Origin of the sequence: Rhodococcus sp. TAF43 (assembly GCF_052113525.1) — a bacterium.
Classification (GTDB): domain Bacteria; phylum Actinomycetota; class Actinomycetes; order Mycobacteriales; family Mycobacteriaceae; genus Prescottella.
On sequence record NZ_JBFRDL010000003.1, the window covers coordinates 128,994 to 152,008 of the forward strand.

A 23,015-nucleotide genomic window follows, 5' to 3' on the forward strand; every position below is an offset into this window, starting at 1 on the left:
CATCGACGTGACCGAACAGCACCAGGCGCAGGGGGCAGTTGCCCGCGGCGTCGCCGGGGCTGCTCCGTCCGCTCCGCGGCGTGAAACGCCTCCGGCTCCGCAGTACCGGGACATTCCCCAGGCTACGGTGACGCGTCTCGCGACATACCTGCGGGTCCTCGGAGTGCTCGCCGACGAGGGTGCGCTCATCGTCTCGAGCGAGGAACTCGCCACGGCCTCCGGTGTCGGATCGGCCAAGCTGCGCAAGGATCTGTCGTTCCTGGGTCCCAACGGAGTTCGCGGCGTCGGCTACGACGTCACCCGGCTGCGGGCCCGCATCGAATCCGCGCTGGGCCTCGATCGTGGCCACCGCGTGGTGCTGGTGGGCATCGGCAATCTCGGTCGTGCGCTCGCCGGATACGGCGGCTTCGACCGCCGCGGCTTCTCGATGGTGGGCCTGTTCGACAAGGACGCCGACGTCGTCGGTGCCCGCGTCGGCGGTCTGACGGTTCGTGACGTCGCCGAGCTGGCCGACGCGTGCCGTGATCTCGAGGCCACCATCGGTGTCATCGCCACCCCGGACAGCGCGGCCCAGGACGTGTGCGACCTGCTCGTCGGCGCCGGCCTCCGCTGCATCCTCAGCTTCTCTCCGCTCGCGCTGGAGATCCCCGACCACGTCGAGATGCGTCGGGTCGATCTCGCCATGGAGATGCAGGTTCTGTCGTTCAATATGGCCCGCAACGAGGAGCAGTTTCCTCAGCAGGTTGCCGCCGCATCCGCGGCGGTCGGCGCTTCGACCAGAAACGGATCGGTGATCAGGCCGTGAGTGTGCTTCTCGTCGGGATTTCGCACCGTAGCGCTCCCGTCTCCGTCCTCGAGCGGATAGCGGTCACCGACACGGACCGCCCGAAGCTGACGGACAAGATGCTGGCCTCGGCCCACGTGTCGGAGGCGATGATCGTCTCGACGTGCAACCGCATCGAGATCTACGCGGTCGTGGACGCGTTCCACGGCGCGCTCACCGAGATCGCCGACCTGCTCAGCGAGCATTCCGGTCTCGATCTCGCCGAGCTGCACAAGCACGCGTACGTCCGCTACAGCGAGGCCGCCGCCGAGCACCTGTTCGCGGTCGCCAGCGGCCTCGACTCGATGGTCATCGGCGAGCAGCAGATCCTCGGACAGATCCGCGCCGCGTACGCCGCGTCCGACGCGCAGCAGGCCGCCGGGCGGGCGCTGCACGAACTGGCGCAGCAGGCGCTCCGGGTCGGCAAGCGGGTCCACTCCGAGACCGGGATCGATGCCGCCGGTGCCTCCGTGGTGTCCGTCGCCCTCGACCGTGCCGCCGGGATCCTCGGTGACGGTGGTCTGGTGGGCCGCACCGCCGTCGTCCTCGGCGCCGGCGCGATGGGCAGCCTGTCGGTCGCACACCTCACCCGTGCCGGGATCGGCCGCATCCTCGTCGTCAACCGCACCCGTGAGCGGGCCGAGCACCTCGCGGCCACCGCCGTCGGTAACGGCATCGACGCGATCGCGATGGGTTTCGACGAGCTGCCCGACGCGATGGCACAGTCCGACGTCCTGGTCACCTGTACCGGCGCGGTCGGCTCCGTCGTCACGCTCGCCGACACCCACCTCGCGCTCGCTCGGCAGGGTCGTGAGGCGGGCCGCCCGCTCGTCATCTGCGACCTGGGTCTGCCCCGCGACGTCGAGGCCGCCGTCGCCGGCCTGCCCGAGGTGGTCGTGCTCGACATGGCCGCGTTGCAGCGTGACCCGGCCGCCGGCGCCGCCGCGTCCGACGCTGACGCCGCCCGCGGAATCGTGGCCTCCGAACTTGCCCAGTACCTGGCCTCCCAGCGGTTGGCCGAGGTCACCCCGACCGTCACCGCGCTGCGTCAGCGCGCCGCGGAGGTGGTCGAGGCGGAACTGATGCGCCTGGATTCGCGCCTGCCGGGTCTGGAGGATCCGCAGCGTGACGAGGTCGCGCGCACCGTCCGCCGTGTCGTCGACAAACTCCTCCATGCACCGACCGTGCGGGTCAAGCAGTTGGCCTCGACGCCGGGCGGTGATTCGTACGCCGCCGCGCTGCGCGAACTGTTCGAGCTGCGCCCGGGTGCGGCGGAGGCCGTCGCCGCGCCGATCGATCTCGGTGAATTCACCAGCGGCCCCGATGTTTCAGGAAAGGATGCGCAGGCATGAGCACCGACGCTGTCCAGTCGCCGGCCGTCGACCCGAGCATCGGCTCGCAGACCGACGCCACCACCCGCACCCTGCGGATCGGCACCCGCGGCAGCCTGCTGGCCACGACGCAGGCCGGGACCGTCCGGGATGCGCTGATCGCCGCGGGTCACCCGGCCGAGCTGGTGATCATCAAGACCAAGGGTGACGTCACCGCCGGACCGGTGCAGCGCATCGGCGTCGGCGTGTTCGTCGCCGAACTTCGCGAGGCGCTCGCGGCCGGCGAGGTGGACGTCGCCGTGCACTCGTACAAGGACCTGCCTACCGCGCAGCCCGACGAGCTGGTGATCGCCGCCGTGCCGCCGCGTGAGGATCCACGCGATGCGCTCGTCGCCCGCGACGGCCTGGTGCTCGGCGAGCTGCCGCCCGGTTCGAAGATCGGGACGTCCGCGCCGCGGCGCCGCGCCCAGCTGCGCGCCCTCGGCCTGGGACTCGAGATCGAGCCGCTGCGCGGGAACATCGACACCCGCCTCGGCAAGGTCGCCTCCGGCGAGCTGGACGCGATCGTCATCGCCCGCGCCGGCCTGTCCCGCATCGGCCGCACCGACGCGATCACCGAGTCGCTCGAGCCGGTGCAGATGCTGCCCGCGCCGTCGCAGGGTGCGCTCGCGGTCGAGTGCCGTGCCGACAACCCGGAGCTGATCGCGGTCCTCTCCGAGCTGGACGACGCGGCCACCCGCGCCGCCGTCGTCGCGGAACGGTCGCTGCTCGCCGAGCTGGAGGCGGGCTGCACCGCGCCGGTCGGCGCGATCGCCGAGGTCGTCGAGTCGATCGACGACGACGGCCACGTGTTCGAGGAACTGTCGGTGCGCGGCTGTGCCGCCGCGATCGACGGCTCCGACGTGATTCGGGCGTCCACGGTGGGATCGCCCGAGCGTGCCGACGAGTTGGGACGCGCGGTTGCGCGTGAACTCCTCGAGCTCGGTGCACGCGATTTGATGACGATTGCCGAGGACGGTGATGCGGATGCTTGACGTGGTTGTCCGTCCGGGGCCCGATTGCAGGCCCGATTTCGTACTTTTTTCCTATCGACATGAGACCGCACTGGAGAACTACCGATGAGCCGAGTCCGTAAGAACAGTCCCGGGCGAATCCTCTTTGTGGGATCGGGACCCGGTGATCCGGCGCTGCTCACCGTCCGGGCGCGCGACGTTCTCGCGTCGGCGGCGCTGGCGTTCACCGATCCCGACGTCGACAAGGGCGTGACCGCGCTGGTCGGTACCGCGCTCGGTCGCGACCCCGAGACCGACGAGCCGATCGCCGAGGTCCGGCCCGCACTCGGCGAGCCCGCCGAGGTGGCCAAGACGCTGGTCGCCGAGGCCAAGAACGGCCACGACGTGGTCCGTCTCGTCTCGGGTGATCCGCTGACCACCGATTCCGTGATCGCCGAGGTCTCGGCTGTCGCGCGCACCCAGGTGGTGTTCGAGGTGCTGCCCGGCCTGCCGTCGGGCTCCGCGGTGCCGAGCTACGCCGGCATGGCGCTGGGCTCCGCCCACACCGAGGCCGACGTGCGCGGTGAGGTCGACTGGGCGGCGCTGGCCGCGGCCCCCGGCCCGCTGGTGCTGCACGCGAGTGCCGCGCACCTCGCCGAGACCGCGAGCGCGCTCGTCGAGCACGGTCTGGCCCCGCAGACCCCGGCCGCGATCACCGTGCGCGGCACCACCCGCCAGCAGCGCACCGTCGAGGCCACGCTCGCGACCCTCAACGACGCCGGGTCCGAGCTGGTGGGCCCGCTGATCGTCACAGTCGGCAAGGTCGTCTCGCAGCGCAACAAGATGTCGTGGTGGGAGTCGCGCGCCCTGTACGGCTGGACCGTCCTGGTGCCGCGCACCAAGGAGCAGGCCGCCGACATGAGCGATCGCCTCGTCACGCACGGTGCGATCCCGATCGAGGTTCCGACCATCGCGGTCGAGCCGCCCCGCAGCCCCGCCCAGATGGAGCGTTCCGTCAAGGGTCTGGTCGACGGCCGCTACCAGTGGGTGGTGTTCACCTCCACCAACGCGGTGCGCGCGGTGTGGGAGAAGTTCGAGGCGTTCGGTCTGGACGCCCGCGCGTTCTCCGGCGTGAAGATCGCGTGCGTCGGTGAGGCCACCGCCGAGAAGGTGCGCTCGTTCGGCATCACCCCCGAGCTGGTGCCGTCGGGTGAGCAGTCCAGCGAGGGCCTGCTGGCCGACTTCCCGCCGTACGACGAGGTGTTCGACCCGGTCAACCGCGTGCTGCTGCCGCGTGCCGACATCGCCACCGAGACCCTCGCCGAGGGCCTGCGTGAGCGTGGCTGGGAGATCGACGACGTCACCGCGTACCGCACCGTGCGGGCCGCGCCGCCGCCGGCCGAGACTCGCGAGATGATCAAGACGGGTGGCTTCGACGCGGTGTGCTTCACGTCGTCGTCGACCGTGCGCAACCTCGTCGGCATCGCCGGCAAGCCGCACGCCCGCACGATCGTCGCGTGCATCGGACCCAAGACGGCCGAGACCGCGATCGAGTTCGGTCTGCGCGTCGACGTCCAGCCGGAGACGGCACAGATGGGTCCGCTGGTCGAGGCGCTCGCCGAGCACGCGGCCCGGCTGCGTGCCGAGGGTGCGCTGCCTCCGCCGCGCAAGAAGTCCCGCGCCCGCCGCTGACCCCTTCCGGTACAGGAGAAGCTGCACCCGTGTTTCCCACCCGCCGAGACGGTGACTTTCCCGCCCGCCGCCCGCGCCGACTGCGTGGTACCCCCGCGCTACGGCGTCTGGTCGCCGAGACATCGCTCGAGCCACGGCATCTCGTGCTTCCGATGTTCGTCGCCGACGGCATCGACGAGCCGCGACCGATCTCGTCGATGCCGGGCGTCGTCCAGCACACGCTGGACTCGCTGCGCGGTGCCGCCACCGACGCGGTGGCGGCCGGCGTGGGCGGGGTGATGCTCTTCGGCGTCCCGCGGGCGGAGGACAAGGACGCCGACGGATCGGGTGCCACCGACCCGGACGGCATCCTCAACCGGGGCCTGGCAGCTCTGAAGGCCGAACTCGGTGACTCGACCGTGCTCATGGCCGACACGTGCCTGGACGAGTTCACCGACCACGGCCACTGCGGTGTGCTGACGGCGGACGGCCACGTCGACAACGACGCGACGCTCGCGCGGTACGTCGACATGGCGGTCGCGCAGGCCGAGGCCGGCGCGCACCTGCTCGGCCCGAGCGGGATGATGGACGGCCAGGTCGCCGCGATCCGCGAGGGTCTCGACGCCGCCGGACACGTCGACGTCGGTCAGCTCGCGTACTCGGCGAAGTACGCGTCCGCGTTCTACGGACCGTTCCGGGAGGCCGTCGGCTCGTCGCTCGAGGGCGACCGCCGCACGTACCAGCAGGATCCGGCGAACCGCCGCGAGTCGCGGCTCGAGGTGGACCTCGACCTCGCCGAGGGCGCCGACCTGGTGATGGTCAAGCCGGCGATGTCGTACCTCGATGTGCTGCGCGAGGTCGCGGACCGCTCCACCGTGCCGGTTGCGGCCTACCAGATCTCGGGCGAGTACGCGATGATCACCGCCGCCGCCCAGAACGGCTGGATCGACCGCGACGCCGCGGTCCTCGAGTCCCTGCTGAGCATTCGCCGCGCGGGCGCCGACATCGTCCTCACCTACTGGGCTGCCGAGGCCGCGGGATGGCTCGGATGACCGGGCAGCCGGGGCCGCCGGACCCGTGGCCGGGCACCCCGCAGTACCCGGCGCCGATGCCTCCCGTGCAGCAGCAGGACGGAAAGAAGCCGGTTCCGGCGGACGTGATCACGGCGTTCCAGTTGTGGTTCGTGGTGGCGGCGCTCGGGATCGTGTATCTCGTGTCGGCGCTGGCCTTCGCGTACGGGGACCGGGACTCGTTCGTCGACCAGGTCGTCGACGAACTGGCCAAGCAGTCGGACACCGTGATGTCGCGTGCGGACGTCGAACAGCTCTTCGTCTTCGCGATCATCGGCACCGGTGTGTTCCTGAGCATCGTGCTCACCGGTCTGCTGGCACTGTTCGCCTTCAAGATGCGCAAGGGCAAGAACTGGGCGCGCATGCTGCTCACGATGATCGGCGTGTTCACGGTGTTCTCCGCCATTCCCACGATCTTCGGCATCACGGCCGGCACCGGAACCGCGGCGCTGATCATGGGCGGCGCCGGGATCCTCCAGGCGGTCGCGGCGATCGGTGCGATCGTGCTGATGCACCGCAAGGAATCCAACGAGTACTTCCTGAACCTGCCGCCTGCGCGCTGACGCGGGCCCTCCGCTCGTGTCGGGTCGATCCATGCCGCAGGATGAGGGTGTGAGTGAGTCGACCCCGCGCGTGGTCTCCGTTGCCTACTGGATCTGGGTGCTGTGCGCCGCGGCGATGGTGCTGTTCGGGCTGCTCGCCCTGACGACGTCCGCCGACGCGATCCGCGGGCAACTCGGGGCCGATGCCGATACGTTCGTGTGGCTGCTGCGCGGTGTCGGTGCGGCGTCGCTGATCTTCGGCCTCGTGATCGGGTTCCTGGCCGCGCCGGTGCGTGCCGGAAACCGGGGCCTGCGGACCGCCGTCGTGGCGCTCTCGTCGGTGTTCGCGCTGGCGACGATCGCCCTGTCGGCGGTCGGGGTGATCGCGCCGCTGCTGCTGGTCATTCCGCTGTTGCTGCTGCTGGCAAGCGTTCTGGTGTATCGGGAGGGTGCACGTGAGTGGTTCCGTGACGAACGGGCCGGCTGAGCCGGTGGCGGACGGGCCGGCTGAGCCGGAGGCGAACGGGCCGGACAGTCCCGAGGGTGCGCTGTTCTACGAGCCCGGCGCTCGCTGGCGCGCCGTCTCGTACGGTCCCGTCTTCTGCGTGATCGCGCTGGTGATCGAGTTGTTCACCGGTCCGGTGGTGCACTGGTTCGCGTTGACGCTGTTCGCGTTGATCCTCGCCGGCATCGTCTACGTGCAGGTCGCGGCCGCCCGTCGGCACGTGAGCGTGCTGTTGACCGAGACGGCGCTCCGGCAAGGGGCGGAGGAAGTGCCGCTCGACGAGATCGAGGAGGTCCTGCCCGAGGCCGATCCGTACGCCGACGAACCACAGCGCTGGGAGAGCGCGCGCAGTCTCGGTGAGCTGTCCGGGGTGCCGCGGCGCCGGCGGCCCATCGGGCTGCTCCTGCGTGACGGCTCCTTCGCGCAGGCGTGGGCGCGCGACGACGACGGTCTGCGGGAGGCTCTGACGGAGGCCGTCGCGCAGGTGCAGGGGAGGTCGGTGTGACGCGTCCGGTGGTACTGGTGAGCGAGGCGGCGGGGGTCGTCGCGGCGCTCCTGCTCACGGTGTGGTGCGCGGTTCGTGGGGTGAGCACTCACGTGTTCGAACCGGTCGCGCCCGGGGCGCCGTCGTTCACGTCCGTCGACTATCACGGCGCGTGGATCACGGCGGCGTTCGCGTCGACGCTCGTCGCGGGCCTGCTGGCGCTCGACATCCGACGCCGACGCCGCTCCGCCGGGTACCCGCAGGGGGTATCATGACGAGTATGAACGGATACAGCCCGCAGCAGGAGGACCTGCTCAAGCGTCTGCGGCGCATCGAGGGCCAGGTGCAGGGCATCTCGCGCATGATCGCGGACGACCGCTACTGCATCGACGTGCTCACCCAGGTGTCCGCGGCCACGTCCGCGCTGCAGTCGGTCTCGCTCAAGTTGCTCGAGGCGCATCTCGCGGGCTGCGTCGTCGAGGCGGCCAAGAAGGGCGGACCGGAGGCTGATGCCAAGGTCAAGGAAGCGTCCGACGCGATCGCACGCCTGGTGAAGTCCTAGCGGGAGTGCGATCGACGAGAACAGGAGGTCTGTGAATATGGAGCACACCTACATCGTCAAGGGCATGACCTGCCAGCACTGCGCAGCCGCGGTCGCCGAGGAGATCAGCGAGCTGTCCGGGGTCACGGAGGTCGACGTCGACGTCGCGTCCGGCAGGGTCGTGGTCCGCAGTGATTCCCCCATGGACACCATTGCCGTCGCCGCCGCGGTATCCGAGGCAGGCTACGAGCTGGTCCAGTGACCACCATCGGGCTGCGCACCATCGACCTCGACATCGGCGGAATGACCTGCGCGTCGTGCGCAGCCCGGATCGAACGCAAGCTCGGCAAGCTCGACGGCGTCAGCGCGACCGTCAACTACGCCACCGAACAGGCCCGCATCCGGTTCCCGGAGTCGGTGCCGACGCAGGATCTGATCGACGTCGTCGAGAAGACCGGATACACCGCCGCGGTGGCCCGTCCGGTGCCGTCCGCCGACGAGACGCGGGATCTGCTCGGTGCGCGGCTGATCGTCGCGATCATCGCGTCGGTGCCGGTCGTGCTGGTGTCGATGATCCCGACGCTGCAGTTCGACTACTGGCAGTGGGTGGCGCTGGTGCTCACCACGATCGTCGTCTTCTGGTGCGGCTACCCGTTCCACCGCGCCGCGGTCGTCACGGCCCGGCACGGCATGTCGACGATGGACACCCTCGTCTCGCTGGGCACACTCGCCGCCTACGGGTGGTCGCTGTGGGCACTGGTGTTCGGCACCGCCGGACACATCGGGATGACCCACGAGTTCACGCTGCGCCCCGGCGCGCACGACACCTCGGGGCAGATCTATCTCGAGGTCGCGGCCGGGGTCACCACGTTCCTGCTCGCCGGCCGGTACGCCGAGTCCCGCGCCAAACGCCGCTCCGGGGCCGCGCTGCGGGCGCTGCTCGAGGTGGGCGCCAAGGACGTCTCGGTGCTCCGCGACGGTGTCGAACAGCGAATCCCCGTCGCCGCGTTGCACGTCGGTGACGAGTTCGTGGTGCGCCCGGGGGAGAAGATCGCCACCGACGGACGCGTCGTCGACGGCGCCTCCGCGGTGGACACGTCGATGCTCACGGGCGAGTCGGTTCCGGTGGAGGTGGGTGCAGGTGACGCCGTGGTCGGGGGCACCCTCAACACGGACCGGCTGCTGACGGTCCGAGCCGAACGAGTGGGCGCCGACACGCAATTGGCGCACATCGCCGAGCTCGTGACCGAGGCACAGAGCGGCAAGGCGCACGCGCAGCGGCTCGCGGACCGCGTCTCGGCGGTGTTCGTGCCCGTCGTGCTGGTGATCGCCGCCGTCACGCTCGCGGTGTGGCTGCTGCTGGGGCAGCCGGTCACCGAGGCCTTCACCGCGGCCGTGGCCGTGCTGATCGTCGCGTGCCCGTGCGCTCTCGGGCTGGCCACACCGACGGCGCTGCTCGTCGGGACGGGCCGGGGTGCGCAACTGGGCATCCTCATCAAGGGCCCCGAGGTGCTCGAACAGACCCGGCGCATCGAGACCGTCGTGCTGGACAAGACCGGCACCGTCACCACCGGGCAGATGGAACTCGACGACGTCGTCGCCGTGGACGGCGAGGACCGTGACCGGGTCCTGGCGCTGGCCGCCGCGGTGGAGTCCGGGTCGGAACATCCCGTGGCGCGGGCGATCGTGCGCGCAGTACCGCGGCCGCTACCGGTGACCGGATTCGTCAACCGCCCGGGCATCGGCGTCGAGGGTGTCGTGGACGGGCACGCGGTGCGCGTGGGCCGGGTGCAGGGGCCGATGCCCGTCCAGCTGCGGGGACTGCTGCCGGAGGGCCGGACCTCGGTGATCGTCTCGTGGGACGACAAGGTGCGCGGCGCGGTGGCCGTGGCGGACGCCGTGAAGTCGACCAGCGCCGAGGCGATCGGGGAGATTCGGGCGCTCGGAATGACCCCGGTGCTGCTCACCGGCGACGCCCAGGCCGTCGCTACCGCCGTCGCCCGCGAGGTCGGTATCGACCGGGTGATCGCGGAGGTGCTCCCGGACCAGAAGGCCGACACCATCGCGCGCCTGCGGGAGGAGGGCGCCGTCGCGATGGTGGGCGACGGCGTCAACGACGCGGCCGCGCTCGCGACCGCCGACGTCGGCATCGCGATGGGCACCGGCACCGATGCCGCCATCGAGGCGAGCGACCTGACCCTGGTCCGCGGCGACCTGCGATCGGTGCCCGACGCGATCCGACTGTCCCGCCGCACCCTGGCGACCATCAAGGGAAACCTGTTCTGGGCGTTCGCGTACAACGTCGCGGCCATACCGCTGGCGGCGACGGGACTGCTCAACCCGATGATCGCGGGCGCCGCCATGGCGTTGTCGTCGCTGTTCGTGGTGGGGAACAGCCTGCGGCTGCGGCGCTTTCGCTGATCCTTGCGGTTGCCGCGGTAGTTCAGTAGGTGGTGTCGTTGATCGCGGTTTCGCCGGGATGCAGCGTGGCCTGCAACGCTGTGAGGGCGTCGGGGTCGAGTTCAGCCCGGTGCAGGACTACGGCCCAGTCGAACTTGTCGGTCGACCAGCGATGAATGGTGCCCTGCCAGCGGAGGTTCCACGGCTGATCCGAACGGGGTCGTCGCGCCAGTATTCCGGTCGCGAGCCCGCCGTCGAGGGATGCCTCGAATGCCCCGGTCTCCGGGTCCACTGCGTGCGTCTCCACGACACTCAGGTCGACGAGCACGCGGGCGGTCAACGGTCGGTCGGTCACGTTGTTGCGGAACCACTCCGTCCGGCTCGAACGCTCGGCCTCGCGCTCCGCCGCGTACTCGCGCTGTCGATCCTCGAAAGTGCACACGGGGCCGGACCACGTGAAGAGGTCCGGATCGACGGGTTCGCCGACGGAGAGTTCGACGTACGACACGTTCGAGCCGACGGCGTCGTTGCCCTGCGCGAGCACCGCGCCGGTCTCGGCGTCGACGACCATTCTCAGCAACCCCTCCTTGTACCGTCCCGGAGCCAGATCAACTGTCCAGCAGCGTCTTCCGAGAAACTCGGTGGTGCCGATGGGCCCAGCGGGTCGGGTGTAGTCGCTGCCCACCCAATCCTGCGCAGGCCGGCTGAACAGCAGGTCGCTGCCCGTGCCGAGGTAGCGGACGCGTCCGGCACTGCCCTCCAGTGGCGGCTCGCCGGGTTGCTCGAACTGCCAGACAGTGGTGCCGTCGGTGATGAACAGGGGCTGTCCGTCGAGGGTCTCGACTCGGACCTTGGAGCGGTCGCGCCAGATTCGCACATCGCCGCCGCCGACCCCGACGATCATCGGCATGCGGTCGCCGGCTGTGAAGATCCTGACCCGCTCGGGTGCGTCGGGCATCTTCCGGATCACGCCCCGGATCGGCGCGCTGGGTCCGTCGGCCATCGTCACCAGAACCTGCACCCACGCCGTCATCGATCCCCCTCGAAATGTCCCGTTCGTTCGAAGCTACCCGCGAGGTCGGCCCGCACCGTGGCATCTTTGTCGGTGACATGAGCGCCCGGGGCGCTCATACTTCGGTTATGGCATACCTGAAACCGCCGCTGCTGGTCCGCGAGGTGTTCAACCGTATCGCCCTCGCGACCGGCGTCAGCGGCACCGAGAAGATCACCGTCACCGGCCGGCGCAGTCACGAACCCCGCTCGGTTCCCGTCGTCCCCGTCGACGTCGACGGGGTGCGGTACCTGGTCTCCACCCGCGGCGAATCGGAGTGGGTGCGCAATCTCCGCGCCACCCCGGAGGTGGACGTGAGCCGACGCGGTCATACCGCGCACTTCACCGCCACCGAGGTCCCCGTCGGCGACCGGGAACCCATCATCGCGGCCTACCGCGTGAAGGCGGGCAAGACGGTGCAGGGCTACTGGGAGAAACTGCCCGATCCCGTCGACCATCCGGTGTTCGCGCTCACGACCGCGGGCTAGCGGGCACGCGTGCGTAAACCGCTCTCGGGATCGGGAGCCGTCCTGGTGGCGGCGGTCATCGGACTGGGCGCCGTGCCGACGGCATGCGCGCGACCCGAAGAACCTGCCGCGCCGTTTCCTGATCTCGCCGTCACCACCGTGATGGAGGACCTCGCCAATCCGTGGGATGTGGTCGTTGCGCCCGACGGCGCGGTGCTCACCGGTGAGCGCGCCGGCCGATTCGTCGTGAAACGGTCCGACGACAGCGTCGGAGAGGTGACCGCGGATCTTTCCGATCTGTACGCCCGAGGCGAGACCGGGCTGATGGGCATCGCGCTCGACCGGGACTTCGCGGCCAATCGCACGCTCTACACGTGCCAGGGACACCGCGGCGGCGAGAACAACGACATCCGCGTCGTGTCGTGGACGGTCGATCCGGGGTGGACCATGATGACCCGCACCGGCGACGTCGTGACCGGGATGCCGGTGGGCGACAACGGACGCCACGGTGGTTGCCGCATCCTCGCGCATCCCGACGGCACGCTGTACATCGGGACCGGTGACTCCGCGCGGCCGACAGTGTCGCAGGATCGGAATTCGTTGGGCGGCAAAGTGTTGCACGTTGATCGTGACGGCTCGCCCGCCGTCGGCAATCCGGATCCGAACAGCCCGGTGTTCACCCTCGGGCACCGCAATGTGCAGGGATTGGCGCTGCGGCCGGGCAGCGGCAGGATCTACGACATCGAGCAGGGCACGAGTCGGGACGACGAGGTGAACCTGCTCGCCGCCGGGAACAACTACGGTTACCGCCCCGACCGGCGATCGGACATCTACGACGAGAGCGTTCCGATGACCGATCCCGTCCGCGTACCGGGTGCCGTGGCGGCTGTGTGGAGTTCGGGCGCCCCCACCATCGCGACACCGGGAGGGACCTTCGTGTCGGGTGCCGGGTGGGGTGACTGGGACGGCGCGCTGGCTGTCACGAGCCAGCAAGGCGAGAAGTTGGTGTTGCTGAAACTGTCCGCTGACGGCACCGGCGTCATCGATACGTCGACGGCGTTGGCCGGTCGGTACGGACGGCTGCGATCGGCGACGTCGATGCCCGACGGCAGCCTGCTGATCACCACCGACAACGGCTCCGGCGACGCGGTCCTCCGCGTGACGCCGTCCGTGGAATGAGGTCTGTCGCGCGAGCCGTGTCGGCGTTCGTTGGTCAGCCGGAGGCGATACGTCCGAGATGCGTCTCGGTCTCGGCCACGACGCGGCGCAGTCCGGCGGTGACCGCCGGCGCGCCGAGTCGCAGCGGCACACGCAGCGCGGGGCCCGGCTCGATCGCGAACGTCCAGGTGAGTCGCGACCCCGACGCGCGCGGTTCGACGAGGGTGTCCTCGGCGAAACGGCGAATGCCCGGCACGGTGAACCCGCTGACGTAGAAGGTGTTCCGGTACCGGAGGCCCGGGACTTCCTCCCAGCGGAAGTACTCCTCGGTGGCCTTCACCGCGGACGGACGCATCGACAGTTCGCGCCGGGTACCCGCCCCGAAAGGGCGTGGGGTGAGAAAGCGAGACCCCGCGATGAACGTGCACCAGGAGAGGGTGTTGTCGCGGGTCAGTTCGGCCCACGCCGTTTCCGCGGAGACCGGCAGCGGGACCGAGAAGCGCCGTACGAACGGTGCCGTCTCCAGAAAGGCCTCGTCGCACGCAGACAACTCGAACCATTTCGGCATCGGATAATCCTAGGGACTACCGCGCCGATCCGCGGTAGTGTCGCGGTGTTCGTGATCGATTGGGAATGCAGACCGAGGAGGTGAGACCCATTACCGCTCTTGCAGGCAGGGTGCTCCCGCTTCGGGGTCGCGCGGACTAGTCCGCCCAGCCGGCCGCGAGAGCCCCTTCGGTATCCCGAAAGGCTCGTCGTGCGATCTCCCGAGAATTCCGGCTCACCCTTCGCATTTCCGTCGATCGTCACCACTCTGCGCGCCGCCGGCTGCGTCTTCGCGGAGGACGAGGCGCACCTGCTGATCGCCGCGGCCTCCACCCCCGACAGGCTGTCGGCGATGGTCGAGCGCCGGGTCGCGGGGCTACCCCTCGAACATGTCCTCGGCTGGGCCGAGTTCTGCGGTGTGCGAATAGAAGTCGGCGCCGGTGTGTTCGTGCCGCGACGGCGCAGCGAGCTGCTCGTCCGGCAGGCCGCCACCCTCCTGCGGCCGGACGATGTCGTGGTCGATCTGTGCTGCGGGTCCGGTGCGTTGGGTGTCGCCCTCGCCGGTGAAGCCCCGGGCATCGAACTGCATGCCGCCGACGTCGACCCTGCCGCGGTCCGGTGCGCGCGGCGCAACGTCGAACCGATCGGCGGGCACGTGTACGAGGGCGACCTGTTCGACGCCCTGCCCGACACCCTGCTCGGACTCGTCGACGTCGTGGTCGCGAACGTCCCGTACGTGCCGAGCGGAGCCATCGCGCTGATGCCGCCCGAGGCCCGCGACCACGAACCGCGCGCGGCCCTCGACGGCGGCCCCGACGGCCTCGACTTCCAGCGGGCGGTGGCCGCCGAGGCGCCGCGATGGCTGCGCCCCGGCAGTCGTCTGCTGGTCGAGACCAGTGTCCGCCAGGCGCCCACGACGGTCGACATCTTCACGCGCGCAGGACTACTCGCGCGGATCGTCCACTCCGACGAACTCGACGCCACCGCGGTGGTGGGCGCGTGGCCGGGGACTTACTGACGTCCGCCGTCCAGCATCGCAGCACCCGCGAGCGCGTCCGGCACACCGAGACCCTCGACGAGGGTCGCGGCGTGGGGGCGCAGCGTGCGGCAGCGCTCGTTGATGCCGCGCCGCACGGCCTTGGCGCGCTCGACGGACAGGTGGCGGTGTTCCATGAACCACGCCTTGTCCTCATCGATCACGGTGAGCGCGTACAGGTCGCAGAGGTCGCTGAGCAGGTCCCGGGCCGTCTCGTCCTCGCACGCGTCGATGCCCGCGATGAACGCCTCGAGTACCACCCGGTCGATGTGCGCGCGGGCGGCGTGCAGGACGTGGTCCTGCACGAAATTGAAGGCGTCGAACGGATCGTCCTCGCGCTTGCGTGCTCCCTGCAGGCGGCGGGCGGCGGTGGAGAGAAGGTACTCCTCGCGGTCCTCGAACATCGTCAGCTGGGTGCCGCGGTTGAACAGGCTGCCGTCCTCCTCGTTGTCCTGCCGGGTGTCGAGGATGGTCTGGATGATCTGCTGCGCCGCGGTGCGGGTGCGGACCGCGTCACCGAAGGCGTTGGCGGCGAACGCCATCCACTCGACAGGACTCATGCCGCGGACCTCGTCGGCGTACTTGGTGAGCAGCTCCTTCGCGACCAACTGAGTCAGCACGGTGTTGTCGCCCTCGAACGTGGTGAACACGTCGGTGTCGGCCTTGAGCGCCGTGAGCCGGTTCTCGGCGAGATAGCCGGCGCCGCCGCACGCCTCACGGCACTCCTGGATCGCGCGCGTCGCGTGCCACGTGTTGGCGGCCTTGAGTCCGGCGGCGCGGGACTCGAGTTCGCGTTGTCCGCTGGGATCGATCTCGTCGGAGGTCTGGATGTCGTGCATCGTGGTGACGAGTTCGTTCTGCGCGAAGCCCAGCGCGTACGCGCGGGCGATGTGGGGCAGCAGGCGCTGCTGGTGGACCAGGTAGTCCATGATCAGCACCTCGGGATCCGGGGTGCCCTCGTCCCCGCTGGGCGCGCTGAACTGTCTGCGCTGCAGCGCGTATCGGGTGGCGATCGTCAGCGCGACGCGGGCGGCGGCGGCCGCGGACCCGCCGACGGTGACGCGTCCGCGCACCAGCGTTCCGAGCATGGTGAAGAAGCGGCGGTTCTTGTTCTCGATCGGCGACGAGTACACGCCGTCGGCGTCCACCGAGCCGTACCGGTTCAACAGGTTCGTCCGCGGCACACGCACGTGGTCGAACACGATGCGGCCGTTGTCGACTCCGGGCAGTCCACCCTTGTAACCGCAGTCTGACGTCGTGACGCCGGGCAGATCGTTGCCGTCGGCGTCGCGGATCGGCACCAGCAGGCAGTGCACGCCGTGCGACCGGTCGCCGACCACCAACTGCGCGAACACCGCGGCCATCCGGGCGTGCTGTGCGGCGCCGCCGATGTAGTCCTTGCGCGCCGACGGGGTGGGGGAGTGGACGACGAACTCGTCGGACGCCGGGTCGTATGTCGCGGTGGTCTCGAGTTCCTGCACGTCGCTGCCGTGGCCGGTCTCCGTCATCGCGAAGCAGCCGAGGAGTTCGAGGTCGATCATCGGCCGCAGGTATTCGGCGTGGTGGCGGTCGGTGCCGAGGTTCTCGATCGCACCGCCGAACAGGCCCCACTGCACGCCCGCCTTCACCATCAGCGACAGGTCCGACATCGCGAGCATCTCGATCGCGGTCACCGCCGCGCCGGGATCGGAGCCGGCACCGACCTCGACGCCGAACCCGCGATCGACGAAGCCGCCCGACGCCAGCACCCGCAACTGCTCGAGCGTCTTCGCGCGGGCCAGGTCCAGGTCGGGGGTGTAGTGCGGCCGGAACTCGTCGGAGGAGAGGTCGACGCGGGCCTTCTCGCGCACCTCCGCCCACCGTCCGTCGAGGGTTGCCCGTAGAAACTCCGCCGTGGTCGCCATGATCCGACGGTAATGCGGTGCGCGGAGTCCTGCCGGGGAACTCCGGTGTGCCGGACCTGCTCCGGACCTGCAAGGATGGACACGCCGAGGTGATGTGATTCCGGCCACCTCCTACACCCTGTCGTTGGCAAATTCGACAGAACTGGGACACTGGAATCCGTGACTGCTGCCTCCACAGGACCCGACCTTCGCGATACCCGTTCCGCTCAGCTCTTCGAGCGGGCGAGCCTGGTCATCCCCGGCGGGGTCAACTCCCCGGTCCGCGCGTTCGGCTCCGTCGGCGGCGCCCCCCGCTTCATCGCCGAGGCGAAGGGTTGCACGCTCACCGACGTGGACGGCAACAACTACGTCGACCTGGTGTGTTCGTGGGGCCCGATGATCCTCGGCCACGCGCACCCCGCCGTCGTCGAGGCCGTGCGGAAGGCCGCCACCACCGGGCTGTCGTTCGGTGCGCCCACCGAGGGCGAGATCGCCCTCGCGGAGGAGATCGTCTCCCGCGTCGCGCCCGTCGAGCGGGTGCGCCTGGTCAACTCCGGCACCGAGGCCACGATGAGCGCGGTGCGTCTGGCCCGCGGCTTCACCGGCCGTTCCAAGATCATCAAGTTCTCCGGCTGCTACCACGGTCACGTCGACGCGCTGCTCGCCGACGCCGGCTCGGGTCTGGCCACGTTCGGCCTGCCCACCTCGCCCGGTGTTACCGGCGCGCAGGCCGAGGACACCATCGTGGTGCCGTACAACGACCTCGAGGCCGTCCGGTCCGCGTTCGCCGCGAACCCCGGAGAGATCGCGTGCGTCATCACCGAGGCCGCCGCCGGCAACATGGGCGCCGTCGCGCCGCTGCCCGGCTTCAACGAGGGCCTGCGCGCGCTCACCACCGAGCACGGCGCGCTGCTGATCATGGACGAGGTCATGACGGGCTTTCGCGTCAGCCGCTCCGGTTGGTTCGGCCTCGAGGGGGTCGCCGGCGACCTCTACACGTTCGGCAAGGTCATGAGCGGTGGCCTGCCCGCCGCCGCGTTCGGCGGCCGCGCCGACGTCATGAGCAAGCTCGCGCCGACCGGCCCCGTCTACCAGGCCGGCACGCTCTCCGGTAACCCCGTTGCCGTCGCGGCGGGCCTGGCGAACCTGCAGGCCGCCGACGACGCCGTGTACGCCGCGCTCGAGCGCAACGCGCAGACGCTGGGCACGCTGCTGGGCGACGCGCTCACCGCGGAGGGTGTCGCGCACCGCGTCCAGTACGCGGGCACGCTCGTGAGCGTCTTCTTCAGCGAGAACCCCGTCACCAACTACGCCGAGGCCAAGGCCAGCGCCACGTGGCGGTTCCCCGACTTCTTCCACGCCCTGCTCTCGCGCGGCATCTACGCGCCGCCGAGCGCGTTCGAGGCGTGGTTCGTGTCGTCTGCGCTCGACGACGACGCCTTCTCGAAGATCGCCGACGCCGCACCGCACGCGGCCAGGGCCGCCGCCGCAGCCCGACACTGACCGCAGAACAGAACCGCAGAAGCACCGCCTGACCACCGAACGCAGGGACCACCACCGTGACCGACGCCCCGACCGGCGCTGACAACTCCATCGCCGCCGACCACTCCGACACCCGGACCATCGTCCACGTGCTGCGACACGGTGAGGTGCACAACCCCAGCGGCATCCTCTACGGGCGCCTGCCGAACTTCCGGCTGTCGGAGAACGGTGAGTCGCAGGCCCGCGCCGTCGCGTCGGCGCTCGCCGACCACGACATCACGCACGTCGTCGCGTCGCCGCTGCAGCGCGCGCAGGAGACGGCCGGTCCGATCGCGGAGAAGCACGGCCTGCAGATCGCGACCGATGCCAATCTCATCGAGGCGGCCAACGACTTCGAGGGCCTCAAGGTGGCCGTCGGTGACGGCGCGCTGCGCCGCCCCCGGCACTGGTGGAAGCTGCGCGACCMGTTCACACCGTCGTGGGGCGAGCCGTACCTGCAGATCGCGCACCGCATGCTCGCGGCCGTCAACACCGCCCGCGTCGCCGCGGTCGGTCACGAGGCCGTGTGCGTCAGCCACCAGTTGCCGGTGTGGACGCTGCGCCGCTTCCTGCAGGGCGAGCGGCTGTGGCACGACCCCCGGCACCGTCAGTGCGGTCTGGCGTCGTTGACGTCGCTGGTCTACGAGGGCGACACCCTCGTCGACATCGTCTACTCCGAGCCGGCCGGCGCGTCGGATCCGAGGGTGACAGGCGCATGAGGTTTCCGTCCCTGCGGTTGGCGGCCGCGGCATGTTCGCTGGTCGTCGTCGCCGCACTGTCCGGCTGCGCCACCGGTGACGACGCCGTCGCGCAGGGCGGCACGTTCGTGTTCGTCTCGCCGGGCGGCCAGACCGAGCTGTTCTACGACACCCCGTCCGAACGCGGCAAGGCCGGCAACGTCTCGGGTCCGGACCTGATGGTCGACGGCAAGACCACCTCGTTGTCCGACTACGAGGGGCAGGTCGTGGTGCTCAACGTGTGGGGCCAGTGGTGCGGTCCGTGCCGCGGTGAGGCCGACGACCTCGAGAAGGTCTACGAGAACACCAAGGACCAGGGCGTCCAGTTCCTCGGCATCAACGTGCGCGACTACACCAAGGACAAGGCGCAGGACTTCGTGGTCAACAACAACGTGGGCTACCCGTCCATCTACGACCCCGAGATGCGCACGCTGTTCACCCTCGGCAAGAACTACCCGACCAGCGTCGTCCCGACGACCATCGTGCTGGACCGTCAGCACCGGGTCGCCGCCGTCTTCCTCAAGGAACTGCTGGTCGAGGACCTGCAGCCGGTGGTCGAACGGGTCGCCCAGGAACCGCAGGACCAGGGATGACGGCCGACACGGTCGTCCTCGCGAGCGTCGGCGAGAGCTTCCAATCGGCGGCTGCGACCGGCCCCCTGCTGCTCGCACTCGGCGCGTGCCTGCTCGCGGGTCTGGTGTCGTTCGCGTCGCCGTGTGTGGTCCCGCTCGTCCCCGGCTACCTGTCGTACCTGGCCGGTGTGGTCGGGGCCGACGCGCCCGCCGTCTCGGCCTCCGAGGCGAGCACCCGCACGAAGACGCTGCGGGACGGGCGTCTGCGGGTCGCGGGCGCTGCCGGGCTGTTCGTCGCCGGATTCACGGTCGTGTTCGTGCTGGCCACGGTGTCGGTGTTCGGCGCGATCGAGGCGCTCGCACTCAACCGCCAGGTGCTCCAGCGCGTCGGCGGCGTCGTGACCATCGCGATGGGCCTGGTGTTCATCGGCCTGGTCCCGGCGCTGCAGCGGGACACTCGGATGGCCCCGCGTCGCATCTCGAGCCTCGCGGGGGCTCCGCTGCTCGGTGCGGTCTTCGCGCTCGGCTGGACGCCCTGCCTCGGCCCGACGCTGGCCGGGGTCATCTCGGTCGCCTCCGGCACCGAGGGGGCGACCGCGGTCCGTGGTGTGGCGCTGATCGTCGCGTACTGCCTGGGGCTCGGACTACCGTTCGTGATCGTCGCGCTCGGCTCGGCCCGCGCACTGCGCGGCGTCGGCTGGCTGCGCGAGCACACCCGGACTATTCAGATCATCGGTGGAATCATGTTGGTGGCTGTCGGCCTCGCACTGGTCACCGGCGCGTGGGACCAGTTCGTCGGCTGGGTCCGTGACGCATTTATCTCGGAGGTGACCCTGCCGATATGACGGTTCGAGACACAGTGAACGCCGGCGGTACGCCCGCCGACGCTCCTACACCCCGCCCGCCCCGGCAGTCCGTGCCCGGCCGCATCGTCGCGCTGGGCCGCAACACGTGGCGCGGCCTGACGTCGATGCGGACCGCGCTGGTCCTGTTGTTCCTGCTCGCGCTCGCCGCGATCCCGGGAGCCTTGCTGCCGCAGCGCAGCCTCAACGAGGGCAAGGTCGACGAGTACATCGCGTCCCGGCCCACGCTCGGGCCCATCATGGACAAGCTCGAACTGTTCGACGTGTTCGGCAGTTTCTGGTTCACCGCGATCTACGCGTTGCTGTTCATCTCGCTGGTCGGCTGCATCGTGCCGCGTTGTGTCGAGTACGCGAAGGCGCTGCGTGCGCAGCCCGTCGCGGCGCCGCGCAACCTCGCGCGGCTGCCGCACCACCACATCGAGGCGGTCGACGAGGATCCCGAGGCCGTCGCCGAGCGGGTCCGCAAGCAGCTGCGTGGCTGGCGTGTCATCCAACGGGTCGGGGGTCCGCGTGCCAACCACCCCGACGAGATCACGTTGTCCGCGGAGAAGGGCTTCCTCCGAGAGGCCGGCAACCTCGTCTTCCACCTGTCGCTCGTCGCGCTGCTGATCTCGATCGCCGTCGGCAAGCTGTACTACTACGAGGGAAATCGGATCCTGGTGGCGACAGGGGACGAGAGTTTCTGCACGATCTCGCCCGCGGCCTTCGACTCGTTCCGGGTAGGAGCACAGGTCGACGGCACGGGATTGACGCCCCTGTGTCTCAAGGTCAAGGACTTCACCGCCGACTATCTCGAGAACGGTCAGGCCGAGATGTTCACGTCGAACATCTCGTACCAGGCGGGCGACGATCTGACGTCGAACACGTGGCAGGACGGTCAGCTCAAGGTCAACCACCCGCTGCGTATCGCCGGCGACCGTGTGTACCTGCAGGGCCACGGCTACGCGCCCACGTTCACCGTGACGTTCCCCAACGGGGAGACCCGCACCGAGACGCTGCAGTGGCGCCCGGACGACGCGACGACGTTCCTGTCGAGTGGTGCGATGCGCTTCGACCCGCCCGGCGGCATGTACCCGAACGAGGACGATCGGCGGAAGAACCAGATCGCGATCGAGGGCCTGTTCGCGCCGACCGCACTGTTCCACGGCAACCTGCTGTCGTCGAGTTACCCGGCGATGAACGACCCGGCCGTCGCGATCGACATCTACAAGGGCGACACGGGCCTCGACACCGGCCTCCCGCAGAGCCTGTTCTCGCTCAACAAGGAGTTGATCAACCAGGGCCGGCTCGTCAAGCAGGAACGGGTCAACCTGTTCCCCGGCGAGAGCAAGACCCTCGCCGACGGGACGCAGGTGCGCTTCGACGGCGCGGTCGACTTCGTGAACCTGCAGGTCTCGCACGACCCGGCGCAGCAGTGGGTGCTGGTGTCGGCGCTGGTCATGATGGGCGGCCTGCTGACCTCGCTGGTGATCAGGCGGCGCCGTATCTGGGTCCGGATCTACCCGGCGACCGGCCCGGGAGCGGTCCCCGCCAAGGATGCCGACATCGTGTCGGCTACATTGAGCGAGGGTGAACGACGTACCGTAGTAGAGCTCGGCGGACTTGCCCGGACCGATCAGGCCGGATGGGGCGACGAGTTCGATCGGCTCACCACCCGACTGCTGGGTGACGCCACGTCATCGCGGACAACACGAGCGCGCGACGCGCAGGAGATGAATTCATGACGATCAACGAGACACTCGCTCGCTACAGCGACTGGTCGTTCGAGTCGGCGTTTGCGATCTACGTCCTGGCGACGGTGCTGCTGATCGCGCGCTACGCCTCGATGCGGGCCCGCGTGGTCCAGGAACGCGAACTCGTGGCGGCCGGCGGCGGCACCGTCGCGGCGGGCGAGCAGGTGCCCGGACGCGTCGTCGAACAGTCCGGCAAGACCTGGTCGGAGAAGCTCGGGGGCATGGGTTACGCCCTGCTGGTCGTCGGCGTCGTGCTGCACCTCGCGTCGATCGTGCTGCGCGGGTTCGCCACCGAGCGGTTCCCGCTCGGCAACATGTACGAATTCGTCTCGATGGCGTGTGCCGCCGCGGTCATCGCGGGCATCGTGGCTTTGCGCAAGACCGCGGACCTGTGGGTGTTCCTGCTGGTGCCCGTGCTGATCCTGATGTTCCTCGCGGCGACCGTGCTCTACGCCGACGCGGCCCCGGTCGTTCCCGCGCTGCGCTCGTTCTGGCTGCCGATCCACGTGACGATCATCAGCGTCGGCAGCGGCATCTTCATGGTCTCCGGCATCGCCAGCATCCTGTTCCTGTACCGCATGAAGTTCCCCGGCGGTGAGGAAGGGAACGGCGTATTCGGCAAGATCGCGCAGCGCCTGCCCGACGCCGAGACCCTCGACCGTCTCGCGTACAAGACCACGATCGTCGCCTTCCCGCTGTTCGGCGCCGGCATCATTCTGGGTGCGATCTGGGCCGAGGCGGCATGGGGCCGGTTCTGGGGCTGGGACCCCAAGGAGACGGTCTCGTTCATCGCCTGGGTCATCTACGCGGCGTACCTGCACGCGCGTGCGACGTCGGGCTGGCGGGACACCAAGGCAGCCTGGATCAACGTCGCCGGTTTCGTGGCGATGCTGTTCAACCTCTTCATCATCAACATGGTGGTGTCGGGCCTGCACTCGTACGCCGGCCTGACCTGACCTGGCCCGACCCGGAAGCTCGACCCAGCAACGCGAAACGGTCGCCGTGCACTGCACGGCGACCGTTTTCGGTTCTGCGTCCCACCGGGACGGACGTTCTGCGTTCCCGGGGAACCCAGGTTCCCGGGGACCG

General features: G+C 69.8%; 24 protein-coding genes. 21 read left to right on the plus strand and 3 right to left on the minus strand.

Annotation, left to right across the window (positions count from 1 at the left end; genetic code table 11):
- Positions 1-7 precede the first annotated feature (7 nt).
- From AB4Z09_RS03150 to AB4Z09_RS03205, 12 genes are all read left to right on the plus strand, one after another.
- Positions 8-805, plus strand: a complete 798-nt coding sequence (locus AB4Z09_RS03150; RefSeq protein WP_174912621.1) for a redox-sensing transcriptional repressor Rex — start codon at positions 8-10, stop codon at positions 803-805.
- Entirely contained in the window at positions 802-2,175 is a 1,374-nt protein-coding gene (locus tag AB4Z09_RS03155; RefSeq protein ID WP_114718704.1) for a glutamyl-tRNA reductase, read from the plus strand. Before AB4Z09_RS03150 ends, AB4Z09_RS03155 begins: the two co-directional genes overlap by 4 nt.
- Positions 2,172-3,188, plus strand: a complete 1,017-nt coding sequence (gene hemC, locus AB4Z09_RS03160) for a hydroxymethylbilane synthase (protein ID WP_254622626.1) — start codon at positions 2,172-2,174, stop codon at positions 3,186-3,188. Before AB4Z09_RS03155 ends, hemC begins: the two co-directional genes overlap by 4 nt.
- 84 nt (positions 3,189-3,272) lie before the next feature.
- The gene (locus tag AB4Z09_RS03165; RefSeq protein ID WP_114718705.1) at positions 3,273-4,838 is read left to right on the plus strand and encodes a uroporphyrinogen-III synthase; all 1,566 of its coding nucleotides are present in this window, start codon (positions 3,273-3,275) and stop codon (positions 4,836-4,838) included.
- A gap of 29 nt (positions 4,839-4,867) precedes the next feature.
- The gene (gene hemB, locus AB4Z09_RS03170; protein WP_174912618.1) at positions 4,868-5,869 is read left to right on the plus strand and encodes a porphobilinogen synthase; all 1,002 of its coding nucleotides are present in this window, start codon (positions 4,868-4,870) and stop codon (positions 5,867-5,869) included.
- Positions 5,866-6,450, plus strand: a complete 585-nt coding sequence (locus AB4Z09_RS03175) for a hypothetical protein (RefSeq protein WP_254622625.1) — start codon at positions 5,866-5,868, stop codon at positions 6,448-6,450. The genes hemB and AB4Z09_RS03175 overlap by 4 nt, the downstream gene beginning before the upstream one ends.
- A 49-nt stretch (positions 6,451-6,499) precedes the next feature.
- A complete protein-coding gene (locus tag AB4Z09_RS03180) occupies positions 6,500-6,916 on the plus strand; it encodes a hypothetical protein (protein WP_114718967.1) in 417 nt (138 codons plus the stop codon).
- A gap of 4 nt (positions 6,917-6,920) precedes the next feature.
- A complete protein-coding gene (locus AB4Z09_RS03185) occupies positions 6,921-7,439 on the plus strand; it encodes a hypothetical protein (RefSeq protein WP_441346834.1) in 519 nt (172 codons plus the stop codon).
- Positions 7,436-7,693, plus strand: a complete 258-nt coding sequence (locus tag AB4Z09_RS03190; protein ID WP_174912615.1) for a hypothetical protein — start codon at positions 7,436-7,438, stop codon at positions 7,691-7,693. Before AB4Z09_RS03185 ends, AB4Z09_RS03190 begins: the two co-directional genes overlap by 4 nt.
- Before the next feature lie 5 nt (positions 7,694-7,698).
- Positions 7,699-7,980: a metal-sensitive transcriptional regulator gene (locus AB4Z09_RS03195; RefSeq protein WP_031940195.1), complete on the plus strand. Its 282-nt coding sequence runs from the start codon at positions 7,699-7,701 to the stop codon at positions 7,978-7,980.
- Positions 7,981-8,017: 37 nt separating this feature from the next.
- Positions 8,018-8,221, plus strand: a complete 204-nt coding sequence (locus AB4Z09_RS03200; RefSeq protein WP_114718708.1) for a heavy-metal-associated domain-containing protein — start codon at positions 8,018-8,020, stop codon at positions 8,219-8,221.
- Entirely contained in the window at positions 8,218-10,380 is a 2,163-nt protein-coding gene (locus AB4Z09_RS03205; protein ID WP_302675462.1) for a heavy metal translocating P-type ATPase, read from the plus strand. Before AB4Z09_RS03200 ends, AB4Z09_RS03205 begins: the two co-directional genes overlap by 4 nt.
- Positions 10,381-10,402: 22 nt before the next feature.
- Here the strand turns inward: AB4Z09_RS03205 and AB4Z09_RS03210 are convergent, their stop codons facing one another.
- Positions 10,403-11,392: a LolA family protein gene (locus tag AB4Z09_RS03210; RefSeq protein WP_174912613.1), complete on the minus strand. Its 990-nt coding sequence runs from the start codon at positions 11,390-11,392 to the stop codon at positions 10,403-10,405.
- 107 nt (positions 11,393-11,499) lie between these two features.
- On the opposite strand from AB4Z09_RS03210, the gene AB4Z09_RS03215 reads away from it, so the two are divergent.
- Both AB4Z09_RS03215 and AB4Z09_RS03220 read left to right on the plus strand, forming a co-directional pair.
- The gene (locus AB4Z09_RS03215; protein WP_114718710.1) at positions 11,500-11,898 is read left to right on the plus strand and encodes a nitroreductase family deazaflavin-dependent oxidoreductase; all 399 of its coding nucleotides are present in this window, start codon (positions 11,500-11,502) and stop codon (positions 11,896-11,898) included.
- Positions 11,899-11,907: 9 nt separating this feature from the next.
- Positions 11,908-13,056 (plus strand): PQQ-dependent sugar dehydrogenase, encoded by a 1,149-nt coding sequence (locus AB4Z09_RS03220; protein WP_441346783.1) that lies wholly within the window; start codon positions 11,908-11,910, stop codon positions 13,054-13,056.
- A gap of 34 nt (positions 13,057-13,090) precedes the next feature.
- Here AB4Z09_RS03220 and AB4Z09_RS03225 read toward each other — a convergent pair whose 3' ends face one another.
- A complete protein-coding gene (locus AB4Z09_RS03225; protein ID WP_442239161.1) occupies positions 13,091-13,603 on the minus strand; it encodes an SRPBCC family protein in 513 nt (170 codons plus the stop codon).
- A 189-nt stretch (positions 13,604-13,792) separates the two neighbouring features.
- Here AB4Z09_RS03225 and AB4Z09_RS03230 point away from each other — a divergent pair, with 189 nt between their 5' ends.
- A complete protein-coding gene (locus AB4Z09_RS03230) occupies positions 13,793-14,599 on the plus strand; it encodes a putative protein N(5)-glutamine methyltransferase (protein WP_114718713.1) in 807 nt (268 codons plus the stop codon).
- Here the strand turns inward: AB4Z09_RS03230 and AB4Z09_RS03235 are convergent.
- The gene (locus AB4Z09_RS03235) at positions 14,593-16,521 is read right to left on the minus strand and encodes an acyl-CoA dehydrogenase family protein (protein WP_174912603.1); all 1,929 of its coding nucleotides are present in this window, start codon (positions 16,519-16,521) and stop codon (positions 14,593-14,595) included. The genes AB4Z09_RS03230 and AB4Z09_RS03235 overlap by 7 nt on opposite strands.
- Positions 16,522-16,680: 159 nt before the next feature.
- On the opposite strand from AB4Z09_RS03235, the gene hemL reads away from it, so the two are divergent.
- From hemL to ccsB, 6 genes are read left to right on the plus strand one after another with little or no spacing between them, the layout of a single operon-like run.
- Complete coding sequence (gene hemL, locus AB4Z09_RS03240) at positions 16,681-18,003, plus strand: glutamate-1-semialdehyde 2,1-aminomutase (RefSeq protein WP_174912600.1); 1,323 nt, start codon at positions 16,681-16,683, stop codon at positions 18,001-18,003.
- 56 nt (positions 18,004-18,059) lie between these two features.
- Positions 18,060-18,740: a histidine phosphatase family protein gene (locus AB4Z09_RS03245; RefSeq protein ID WP_442239162.1), complete on the plus strand. Its 681-nt coding sequence runs from the start codon at positions 18,060-18,062 to the stop codon at positions 18,738-18,740.
- Positions 18,737-19,351, plus strand: a complete 615-nt coding sequence (locus tag AB4Z09_RS03250; RefSeq protein ID WP_174912597.1) for a TlpA disulfide reductase family protein — start codon at positions 18,737-18,739, stop codon at positions 19,349-19,351. The genes AB4Z09_RS03245 and AB4Z09_RS03250 overlap by 4 nt, the downstream gene beginning before the upstream one ends.
- Positions 19,348-20,175 (plus strand): cytochrome c biogenesis CcdA family protein, encoded by an 828-nt coding sequence (locus AB4Z09_RS03255; RefSeq protein WP_114718717.1) that lies wholly within the window; start codon positions 19,348-19,350, stop codon positions 20,173-20,175. The genes AB4Z09_RS03250 and AB4Z09_RS03255 overlap by 4 nt, the downstream gene beginning before the upstream one ends.
- Entirely contained in the window at positions 20,172-21,917 is a 1,746-nt protein-coding gene (resB, locus tag AB4Z09_RS03260) for a cytochrome c biogenesis protein ResB (RefSeq protein WP_174912594.1), read from the plus strand. The genes AB4Z09_RS03255 and resB overlap by 4 nt, the downstream gene beginning before the upstream one ends.
- Entirely contained in the window at positions 21,914-22,882 is a 969-nt protein-coding gene (gene ccsB, locus AB4Z09_RS03265) for a c-type cytochrome biogenesis protein CcsB (RefSeq protein WP_114718719.1), read from the plus strand. Before resB ends, ccsB begins: the two co-directional genes overlap by 4 nt.
- Positions 22,883-23,015: the final 133 nt, after the last annotated feature.

Excerpts from the sequence above, each read along its gene's own strand:
- hemC (WP_254622626.1), top strand. The coding sequence starts at position 2,172 with ATGAGCACCGACGCTGTCCAGTCGCCGGCCGTCGACCCGAGCATCGGC.
- AB4Z09_RS03165 (WP_114718705.1), top strand. The coding sequence starts at position 3,273 with ATGAGCCGAGTCCGTAAGAACAGTCCCGGGCGAATCCTCTTTGTGGGA.
- AB4Z09_RS03175 (WP_254622625.1), top strand. The coding sequence starts at position 5,866 with ATGACCGGGCAGCCGGGGCCGCCGGACCCGTGGCCGGGCACCCCGCAG.
- AB4Z09_RS03195 (WP_031940195.1), top strand. The coding sequence starts at position 7,699 with ATGAACGGATACAGCCCGCAGCAGGAGGACCTGCTCAAGCGTCTGCGG.
- AB4Z09_RS03200 (WP_114718708.1), top strand. The coding sequence starts at position 8,018 with ATGGAGCACACCTACATCGTCAAGGGCATGACCTGCCAGCACTGCGCA.
- AB4Z09_RS03210 (WP_174912613.1), bottom strand. The coding sequence starts at position 11,392 with ATGACGGCGTGGGTGCAGGTTCTGGTGACGATGGCCGACGGACCCAGC.
- AB4Z09_RS03215 (WP_114718710.1), top strand. The coding sequence starts at position 11,500 with ATGGCATACCTGAAACCGCCGCTGCTGGTCCGCGAGGTGTTCAACCGT.
- AB4Z09_RS03225 (WP_442239161.1), bottom strand. The coding sequence starts at position 13,603 with ATGCCGAAATGGTTCGAGTTGTCTGCGTGCGACGAGGCCTTTCTGGAG.
- AB4Z09_RS03235 (WP_174912603.1), bottom strand. The coding sequence starts at position 16,521 with ATGGCGACCACGGCGGAGTTTCTACGGGCAACCCTCGACGGACGGTGG.
- AB4Z09_RS03250 (WP_174912597.1), top strand. The coding sequence starts at position 18,737 with ATGAGGTTTCCGTCCCTGCGGTTGGCGGCCGCGGCATGTTCGCTGGTC.
- AB4Z09_RS03255 (WP_114718717.1), top strand. The coding sequence starts at position 19,348 with ATGACGGCCGACACGGTCGTCCTCGCGAGCGTCGGCGAGAGCTTCCAA.
- resB (WP_174912594.1), top strand. The coding sequence starts at position 20,172 with ATGACGGTTCGAGACACAGTGAACGCCGGCGGTACGCCCGCCGACGCT.
- ccsB (WP_114718719.1), top strand. The coding sequence starts at position 21,914 with ATGACGATCAACGAGACACTCGCTCGCTACAGCGACTGGTCGTTCGAG.